Genomic DNA, 9529 nt, shown 5'->3' on the forward strand with positions numbered 1-9529 from the left:
AATTAGTGCAGCGGCACAAGTCATGCGCAATTTAGCCACACCCGTTACCTTAGCAAACCAAAAATACTTAGTTGATATTGTTGGTACAGGTGGTGACGGGACACATACGTTTAATATTTCAACCACCAGTGCATTTGTAGTTGCTGCTGCAGGTGGTAAAGTGGCAAAACATGGTAATCGTTCCGTATCCAGTAGTAGTGGCAGTGCTGATGTTTTAGAGGCTTTGGGGGTTACATTAAAGGTTACACCAGAACAAGTGGCTGATTGTGTTAATCAAATTGGTATTGGCTTTATGTTTGCACCGCAACATCACAGCGCGATGAAACATGCAATGACCCCAAGAAAAGAAATGGGCGTACGCACCTTATTCAATTTATTAGGCCCTTTAACCAACCCTGCAGGCGCACCTAACCAATTACTCGGCGTGTATGATAAAAATTGGTTAGAGCCATTAGCCCTTGTATTACAACGTTTAGGTAGTGAGCATGTGTTATTAATTCATGCTGAAGATGGCTTAGACGAAATTAGTATTGCAAGTCAGACTTATGTAACCGAATTACATCATGATAAAATAACCTCTTATACCATCTCGCCTGAACAACTGGGCTTAAGTCGAGCCAGTTTAGACCAAATTCAAGTTGAGAGTGTAGAACAAAGTGTAGACATGGTACGCACAGTATTGAGCAATCAAACTTCTGCCGCACGCGACATTGTATTACTTAATGCAGGGGCTGCGATTTATGCCGCTAATTTAGTGGGTAGTTTAGAACAAGGTGTTCGTCAAGCCCACAATGTGATACGCAGTGGAGAAGCACAGCAAAAACTTGATGCACTTGTCCAGTTAACTCAAAGTTTTCACTAAACAAGACCATTAAGATGAGCCAAGTCCCCGATATTTTAAAGAAAATCTTAGACTATAAAGTTGAGGAAGTTGCCGCAAAAAGTGCCAAAATCTCTTTGCGTGAACTGAGTCGCCGTGCTGCAGACAGTCCGCCACCGCGTGGATTTATTGAAGCCATTGATACTCGCTTACAGTTACAACAACCTGCGGTGATTGCAGAAATTAAAAAAGCCTCTCCAAGCAAAGGTGTGTTGCGTGAACATTTTTCTCCTGCTGAAATTGCCGAAAGTTATGAACATGCAGGTGCCGCCTGTCTATCCGTTTTAACAGACCGACCTTTTTTCCAAGGCGCATTAAAAGATTTACAACGTGCCCGCAAAGCCTCGACACTACCGATTATACGTAAAGATTTTATGATTGATCCGTATCAAGTCTATGAATCACGCGTGGTAGGTGCAGATTGTATTTTGTTGATTGTTGCTGCTTTAGGTGATGCGCAATTGCATGATTTAGCAGGTTTAGCCAAACATTTAAAAATGGATGTGTTGGTTGAAGTACATGATCGCGAAGAGTTAGAACGGGCTTTGTTATTAAATACCCGCATGATTGGAATTAATAACCGTAGTTTACGTACCTTTAAAACGGATTTACAAACTTCAATTGATTTGGGTAAGGATATTCCACGTCGTCATATTATCGTAAGTGAAAGCGGTATTAGTGACCCCAGACATATTTCCCTTTTGCGTGAACAAGCAGACATTCATACTTTCCTGATCGGCGAATCTCTTATGACTTCACCCGAACCGGGAGAGGCTTTGATTAATCTATTGAGCGAATAGAAAGCATATTGGCTTTTGGTCTATTTTGATTTATGGCAGAAACAGTTTACATTGGCTTAGGGAGCAATTTACAAAATCCCATTCAGCAAGTGCAATTGGCATTACAACGTTTACACGCGTTACCACAAACTCAAGTTATAAAATGCTCCTCTTTGTATCGTACTGCACCCTTAGGCGGTCTTGACCAACCCGGCTATATTAATGCAGTCGCCCAACTGATGACCCACCTATCGCCATTAGAATTATTATCTAATTTACAGCTATTGGAAAATTTGCAAGGTCGTATTCGTCAGCAACATTGGGGCGCACGTACATTGGATTTAGATATTGTGCTGTATGGTCAACATCATATTTGTCACCCGCGTTTAACTGTGCCACATGTGGGTTTATACGAAAGAAGCTTTGTTTTATATCCATTATATGAATGCAACCCTGAATTGGTTTTGCCTAATGGTCAATTGCTGAGTGAAATATTGTCTTCATTGGTACAAGATGAAATTCAAAAAATTGCGGCGTAGTTTTTTATCTAAGGTTTCTCTTTCGTTTAATTTCCATTTCTCCATTATAAAATCAAGCTTACAAGTGTGCTAATTATAATTCACACCCGCTAGGTAAGCGTTGCTTGCCTCAAATTCATCTCGCTATTGAAATCGGCGACACCTGTTTGGCTGATTTTAATTCCATGATTCACTTCTTGTCATAAGTCTGATATTCAAGTATTTTAGCGTTTTATAAGGAACAGCTTTCTGGTCTGTATTCCAACTTAATATGTTGGGTATAAGGCTTTTAAATCGACATTATATTAAGGAGATAACAATGCAAAGGTCTATCTGGTTTTTAATACTTATTTTATGCGCACCTTTAGCAATGGCCGCACAGGATTTACACGGCACATGGAAAGCAACCAGCTATCAAATTATTGGTTATACCTCTTTGTCTGATGCAGATGCAAAAGCATGGGTGGGAAATACGATACGTTTTGCTAACCAAGTCTCAACATTACGCACGGCGCGCGGTGCACAATCTTGCCAATCCGCGAGCTATCAAACTCGAGTTGAAGATGCTGAAGGTTATTTTCTCATTGGTTATGGAGTTAAGCCGCAACAATTAGGCATTACTCAGTCAAAAATTACTGTGGTGAGCGTTGCTTGCCGTCAAGCCAGTTGGATGGGTGCTTATCGTGAGTTTGTACAAATTTCCGATCAACAAATGCTGACTGATTGGGAAGGGGTTTTATTATTTTTTAATAGACAAGCAGAAGGCATCGGTGCATTGTCCAATGGCAGCCAGCCTTTAATTCTGTCTCCACAAAGTTTGGGAGCAGTGACTCCAGAAACACTTTATCAATATCAAGCCTTAGCTCAAGCCTTTTCAGGTTATGATTTAACCGCTAACCGTGGTTATATGCACGTCACTCGCAAAGGGCAGACTAAATTTAAAGTTTATCCTAATTTACATACAGGCAAAGTTGCAAAAATCTTGATTTATGATGAAACTGTCACTGCACCGGGTGGTGTGAAAATTGGTATGACTTATCCACAAATCTTTAATCAAGAAGGCCAAATTGTGGATTGTGAGAAAAGTTTCTGGCGCGGTAAATCGACTTGTTATTATCCCAGTATGCGCACCGTCGAATATATTTTTAACACGGGTCGTCCAAAATCAGGCGGCAAACTGGTGGAAATTCACTGGACTGCTGACGTGACTTTAGTTAGTCAATAATCATGGAGTTTAGTTCTGAAATATTGCCCAATAGCTGGTTATGGATTGGGCATTTTATTTATGCACTGTTATTGGGTGCTGCATTATGGCGGCTGTCTTGGCATCATTTATTTGATTCATATGACAGTCATATTTTTTTCGCCAGTTGGATTTTACTGTGGTTAGTTTGGCGACAAGGCGGCGGTATCACTGAGGGAATGGAATTCCACTTACTAATGGTGACTAGCGTAACCCTGATGTTTGGCTGGCAATACGCGCTAATCACCGTCAGCATGGCGCAATTGGGTTTATCGATTGAAGGAAAAACGGAGTGGTTTGCCTATTCCATTAATGTATTGTGCAATGGCGCGATTCCCATTTTTATCACTTATGGCTTATATCGGCTTAAATATATTTTGATGCCGCGCCACTTCATTATTTATATTTATATTGCGGCCTTTTTTGGCGGTGCGTTATCAATGCTGGCCAGCCGTTTAACAGGAATGGGATTATTGCTATTGAGTGGTACTTATACGTGGCTTAGTTTGGGCAATGAACCTTTATTTATTATGGCTATGTTATTTCCTGAAGCCTTTCTCAACGGTTTAGTCATGACCGTATTAGTCGCTTATCGCCCTGAATGGGTCAGTAGTTTTAGTGATAATAAGTATTTAAATAATAAGTAAATCAGCTAGGGGCGTTCTCATTTAGATCCAAAAGTCCTGAAAATATTCTATATGAGCAATTACTTATAAAAATTTTTCGCTTTAAATTGTTGTCTATAGAATCCATTTAAGACGCAGAGCGTCTGTGCTGCATTCCAACGGAGACCGTTGGAACGAGAAAAAATCCGTTATTAGTTGAATAAGAACGCGCCTAGGTCATTATCTCCTAACTCCAAGCAGGTCGGCGTTGCATAATCAACCATAAAAAGAATGGTGCGCCCAACAATGCAGTGACTACACCTAGCTTCAATTCACCGCTATCTAATAAAATTAAACGTACTAAAAAATCAGCCGTCAACAATAACAATGCACCTGCCAATGCACTGACAATAAGCAAGCGGCTAGGTTGGTGCGCGACTAATGGCCGACACAAGTGAGGTATGATAAGTCCAACAAAACCAATATTGCCACTCAGAGCAACGGCCGCTCCGACACATAATGCAGTGCCTAACATTGCCTGTATTTTGATCCAGCCCATATTAAACCCTAAACTGGTTGCGACTTCTTCACCTAAACTTAAACTATCCAAGGCTCTTGCGGTATTGAGTAGCAGTAACCAACCCGTCAGAATCAATGGCGTAATCCAATATAAATCACTCAAACTACGGTCAGCCAAACTGCCCATAAGCCAAAATAAAATTTCCATTGCTGCATAAGGATTAGGGGCGAGGTTTAGAGCCAATGCAGTCATGGCAGCGGTAAAACTATTAATCGCAACTCCTGCTAAAATCAACGTTGTCACATCTGGATTGCGCCCAGCTAAAAAGTATAAAACGATTAAACTCAGCATTGCCCCCAACATGCCACCCAATGGCAACATGAATGAGCCATAGTGCATAAATCCAAAATAAAACACGCAGACCGCGCCAAATGCAGCACCACTGGATACGCCAATCACACTGGGATCAGCAAGAGGATTGCGTAATAATCCCTGTAACACTGCACCCGATAAACCCAGTGTCGCACCGACTAATAAGCCTAATAATAAGCGCGGCAACCTAATCTGATGCACAATCAGCCAAGCGGTTTCAGATTGCTGCGGCAATAATTCCAGTAATGAAACTTGTCCAAACCAAAGCCCAAGCCCAAAAACACAGAAAATAGCAGCAATGAGTATGAGCCAAAGTTTTAAATCTTTAAACATGAACAACACTCTTGTTATACTGTAGATTCACAGTATGTTTTTTGTACAAAGTGACTAACCTTAATAACTCATGTTACGCAAAATGTAAAAAAATTTGAAAGAGTAGGGTGGAATAGATGAGCCTTTTTTGATGTTAGTTATTATTAATAAACTACCTCTCACCGTATTCCACCATTCCATGCGTATCATATATTTTGGTGGAAAACGCTGCGCTATTCCACCCTACATAAAATGAAAAGTTCTAACGTGAGTTAATAAACTACAAGCCAATCATTAAACCAATGCAGGATACCACTTGCGTCAATTAACATTTTTTGTCAGAATCGTTTCCCAAATACCTAAGCGTTCAAAATGATATGATTTTACGTGCCATCATCCCAGCCATTGTGGCAATCAGTTGGTTAATATTACTCAAGCCACTGATGATTATTGATGTATGGGATGAAAGCAATTTTCTAGTTTATTTCTATAGCCAATCAAATAGCTTATGGGATAAATTAGTTGTCATTTGGACACAACCGCTAGGCAATTTATATCGTCCGATTCCTGTTTCTATCGCTTCCATCATTTTAGATCAAACCACATTTTCACCTTTTGCTTGGCAAATATTACGCGCAGTCAATGTTGTTCTGCTTTTAAGTTGCTTAACATTTATTTTACATGTTTTTCAGCGTTGGAAAGTAAAAGCCTATTTATTCCCCGTTTTTACATTATTATTTCTATTTTCCAGCAGTGGATTGATTACTGCGACATGGTATGCCAATATTTTTGATGTAAGTAGTTTGTTTCTGTTAAGCCTTGCACTATTACTGATAAGCTATCAGGCCTTTTTCTGGGTGGGTATTGCGGTTGGGCTAAGTTTTTTTTGCAAAGAAATCAATCTCATCTTTTTGCCCTTTTTAGTTATTTTATATTTAAATCACAAGATTGACTTGAAATCATTGCTTAAACTCTTTTCAATGATAATCATTGTTGGTGGAAGCTATTGGATACTACGCTTTAATATGATTGATTTGGGTTCTGATGGTGATATTCATGATTTTGCGGTGAGTAAATTCTGGCCAAGTTTGGTTGGATTTGTGGACAGTTTTTGGTGGCAAAATATGCACCGAACACAAGCGGGTTGGCTGGGTATCACTTGCTTTGGCTTATCTATTATCGCATTTAGAACCTATTTAAATCGTTTGCTATTTACGGGTTTACTATTTTTGACTCTGTTTATTTATTGGGGTATGTTTGCATACTATCAGCACGATGTTATCAATCACCTCAATTTTATCGGGCGTTTGTATTTAATTCCTGCCACGTTGTTATTAATTTCCCTCGCATTGTGGGCGCGACCGATTGTTTTTGGATTAATTGCGATTCCTCTTTTATTCGGTGGTTGGCAAACTTATCAGGCACACCAACAATTTCAAGAGACATTTTTAGAAATCGTACAATTAGCAGAGAAACAAGAGCAAGTGTTAGTGATTGATTTTAAGGATAATCCACTGCAAAATGATATATTTCGACAGATTCAATTTGGTGCACATCCGCAGGCAAAATATAAGATTGATTTGAAAACAGGAACATTAATAGAGAACAAACAATAAGGCCAATTTATTAGGACTAGCAGCCTTTAAAAGACTGCCAATCCTGATGACACTAAAATGAATTACCCAAAAATTTCTTGTCTCATAATCGTTTGATTACGCTCTGGACCAGTTGAAATCATCGCAACAGGCGTTTCAATCAACTCTTCCAATTTAGCTAAATAGTTTTGCGCATTTTTTGGCAACAGATCATAATCCGTTACACCATAAGTGGATTCTGACCAACCGGGCATTTCAATATAAATCGGCTCACAACCTTCCAACGCATCTGCGCCTGATGGTGGTGATTTTAATTCTTGACCATCATAACTGTAGCCAACACAAATTTTAAGCGTATCTAAACCATCTAACACATCTAATTTAGTGATACATACACCTGATAAGCTGTTAATCATTTTCGCACGACGCAAGCCAATGGCATCAAACCAACCACAACGACGTGGACGACCTGTTGTTGCACCAAATTCATTGCCTTTTTTGGCTAAATGATCGCCAGCCTCATCAAATAATTCCGTTGGGAATGGGCCAGAACCGACACGAGTTGTATAAGCTTTGGTGATGCCTAACACATAATCCACGTCACAAGGGCCAATGCCACTGCCTGTTGCACAACCACCTGATACGGTATTAGACGAGGTGACAAACGGATAAGTACCTTGGTCAATATCCAACATTGTGCCTTGTGCTCCTTCAAATAAAACACTTTGGCCTTGTTGGCTTAATTGATATAAATGCTCAGGTACATCAATGATTAATGGCTTGATTTCTTCGCCCAAACGCAATGTTTCATCTAGAGTTTGTTGTACATCAACCGCATCGGTTTTGAAATAATTTTGCAGTATAAAGTTGTGATAATCCAAAACTTCCGTTAATTTTTGTTCTAAACCAGCTGGATTAAATAAATCGATGGTACGTAGTGCACGGCGAGCCACTTTGTCTTCATACGCAGGACCAATACCACGACCAGTTGTACCAATTTTGCCTTTACCTTTTGCCAATTCGCGAGCTTTGTCTAAAGCGATATGATAAGGCATCAACAATGGACATGAGTCACTGATTTTTAAGCGTTCTTTAACAGGAATGCCTTTGTCTTGCAACATCTGCATTTCTTCTTGCAATGCTTGTAATGACAACACCACACCATTACCAATGAAGCATTGAACATTGTCACGCAAGATACCTGATGGGATTAAATGTAAAACGGTTTTTTCATCACCAATAACCAATGTGTGTCCTGCATTATGCCCACCTTGAAAACGAGTCACAGCAGCAACGCGGTCAGTGAGTAAATCTACCAACTTGCCTTTACCTTCATCACCCCATTGTGTACCAATGACTACAACATTTTTTCCCATAATCAAATCTCTTTTCAATTAACAATGTTCAATTAATAATTATCAGGGAGAAGATAATTATTGAGAGTGGTATAACAAAGTGTCTCATTGTAACGGAATGATACTCTATTGCCCATTGATAAGTTGGAATTTATCGATTTTAAAATAGTTAATTCACTATTATTTAAATGGTTTTATAAAAATAGCAGAATAATTACTAACAGAGTTTTAATTTCCTCTAAGTTTTAAAGTCAGTATGTATCGACATCAGGGTGATTTTATTGATGATTGGGTATAACGCGGCGATATTATTGCCAACAGCTGTTATTAGAAAGGGGTAAAAAGTCTAAGTGCAGGCATTAACATCGGTCTAAGGCCAATGATGACACTTGCACTTTAAGTATTTAGAATAATTACTGTTTTACAACGGTACTATAGCCCATTGCCCATCAATAAGTTGGAATTCATGGGTACAACCTAAGGCTTTTGCATCACCTTGCTGGTCTGGCAATTCTGTGACAACGGTTTGTCCTGCTGTGCGCAATAATTTAACTTCTTTTTTAAGAGCAAGGTCTTGGCTAGCTGGCGCAAAATATTTATTAACAAAAGGCTGCTCGAATTCAGCAAGACTGGCTAAAGTGGCCAAGTTAGTGCTAAAACCTGTTGCAGGCCGATCTTTGCCAAAGGCTTTACCTAAATTATCATAACGCCCACCTTTAGCAATCGCATCCCCATGTTTTGCCACATAAGCTGCGAATACAATACCTGTATGATAGCTATAACCACGGGCTTCTGCTAAATCAAAATGCAAGGTTTCATCAGGCAACTGTTCACATAAGCGGTTTAAATCATCCAATGCCGTATGTACGGTTTTAGGTGCGTGAGCTAATATTTTTTTAGCCTCATCTAAAACCTGTTGATTACCATTTAATTCAACCAATTCGACCAGCATGGTTTGCAAACCAGTATCAACTTTCCAATCTGTTAATAATTGTTCGATTTCAGCTCGCGCCTTACGCTTGACCGCTTTGGTTAGTTGAGTTTGTTGCTCAGTATTTAAATTCGCTGCTTCACGTAATGCTTGATAAATTTGTACATGGCCAACATCAACATGAAAATCATGGATTTCTACAAAGCGTAATGTCTCCAACATCAATGATAAGATTTCAGCATCACTGGCAACATCTTTGTAACCATATAATTCTGCCCCAACTTGAATCGGGGCGCGAGACCCTGCAAAGCTATTTGGGCGTGTATGCAAGACTGCACCGAGATAACATAAGCGGGTTGGCGTTTCTCGTTTTAAATGATGGGCATCAATCCGAGCCACTTGTGGGGTCATATCTGCTC

General features: G+C 39.6%; 9 protein-coding genes. 6 read left to right on the top strand and 3 right to left on the bottom strand.

Annotated features, from left to right (window positions below; all coding sequences use genetic code 11):
- From trpD to ABXH34_RS15605, 5 genes are all read left to right on the top strand, one after another.
- The coding region (gene trpD, locus ABXH34_RS15585; RefSeq protein ID WP_353572811.1) for an anthranilate phosphoribosyltransferase at window positions 1–862 on the top strand (862 nt) is incomplete at its 5' end.
- 14 nt (window positions 863–876) lie between these two features.
- The gene (gene trpC / locus ABXH34_RS15590) at window positions 877–1680 is read left to right on the top strand and encodes an indole-3-glycerol phosphate synthase TrpC (protein WP_353572812.1); all 804 of its coding nucleotides are present in this window, start codon (window positions 877–879) and stop codon (window positions 1678–1680) included.
- Between the two features lie 32 nt (window positions 1681–1712).
- Window positions 1713–2198, top strand: coding sequence for a 2-amino-4-hydroxy-6-hydroxymethyldihydropteridine diphosphokinase (gene folK / locus ABXH34_RS15595; RefSeq protein WP_353572813.1), 486 nt, complete (start codon window positions 1713–1715; stop codon window positions 2196–2198).
- 298 nt (window positions 2199–2496) lie between these two features.
- Window positions 2497–3402, top strand: coding sequence for a hypothetical protein (locus ABXH34_RS15600; RefSeq protein ID WP_353572814.1), 906 nt, complete (start codon window positions 2497–2499; stop codon window positions 3400–3402).
- 2 nt (window positions 3403–3404) lie between these two features.
- Window positions 3405–4067, top strand: coding sequence for an energy-coupling factor ABC transporter permease (locus tag ABXH34_RS15605; protein WP_353572815.1), 663 nt, complete (start codon window positions 3405–3407; stop codon window positions 4065–4067).
- Window positions 4068–4272: 205 nt separating this feature from the next.
- Here ABXH34_RS15605 and ABXH34_RS15610 read toward each other — a convergent pair whose 3' ends face one another.
- Window positions 4273–5250 carry a FecCD family ABC transporter permease gene (locus tag ABXH34_RS15610; protein WP_353572816.1) on the bottom strand — a complete coding sequence of 326 codons (978 nt, stop codon included), beginning with the start codon at window positions 5248–5250 and terminating at the stop codon, window positions 4273–4275.
- 356 nt (window positions 5251–5606) lie between these two features.
- Here ABXH34_RS15610 and ABXH34_RS15615 point away from each other — a divergent pair, with 356 nt between their 5' ends.
- On the top strand, window positions 5607–6845 hold the full coding sequence (locus tag ABXH34_RS15615; protein WP_353572817.1) for a hypothetical protein: 1239 nt from the start codon (window positions 5607–5609) through the stop codon (window positions 6843–6845).
- 62 nt (window positions 6846–6907) lie between these two features.
- Here the strand turns inward: ABXH34_RS15615 and ABXH34_RS15620 are convergent, their stop codons facing one another.
- Entirely contained in the window at window positions 6908–8200 is a 1293-nt protein-coding gene (locus ABXH34_RS15620) for an adenylosuccinate synthase (protein ID WP_353572818.1), read from the bottom strand.
- 400 nt (window positions 8201–8600) lie between these two features.
- Window positions 8601–9529: ATP phosphoribosyltransferase regulatory subunit (locus ABXH34_RS15625; RefSeq protein ID WP_353572819.1), on the bottom strand; the 929-nt coding region annotated here is incomplete at its 5' end.

Origin of the sequence: Candidatus Albibeggiatoa sp. nov. BB20, from assembly GCA_016744725.1 — a bacterium.
In the GTDB taxonomy this organism is placed as follows: Bacteria; Pseudomonadota; Gammaproteobacteria; order Beggiatoales; family Beggiatoaceae; genus Albibeggiatoa.

Coding starts and splice junctions, on each gene's coding strand:
- ABXH34_RS15605 (WP_353572815.1), top strand. CDS start 3,405: ATGGAGTTTAGTTCTGAAATATTGCCCAATAGCTGGTTATGGATTGGG.
- ABXH34_RS15620 (WP_353572818.1), bottom strand. CDS start 8,200: ATGGGAAAAAATGTTGTAGTCATTGGTACACAATGGGGTGATGAAGGT.
- ABXH34_RS15615 (WP_353572817.1), top strand. CDS start 5,607: ATGATTTTACGTGCCATCATCCCAGCCATTGTGGCAATCAGTTGGTTA.
- trpC (WP_353572812.1), top strand. CDS start 877: ATGAGCCAAGTCCCCGATATTTTAAAGAAAATCTTAGACTATAAAGTT.
- folK (WP_353572813.1), top strand. CDS start 1,713: ATGGCAGAAACAGTTTACATTGGCTTAGGGAGCAATTTACAAAATCCC.
- ABXH34_RS15600 (WP_353572814.1), top strand. CDS start 2,497: ATGCAAAGGTCTATCTGGTTTTTAATACTTATTTTATGCGCACCTTTA.
- ABXH34_RS15610 (WP_353572816.1), bottom strand. CDS start 5,250: ATGTTTAAAGATTTAAAACTTTGGCTCATACTCATTGCTGCTATTTTC.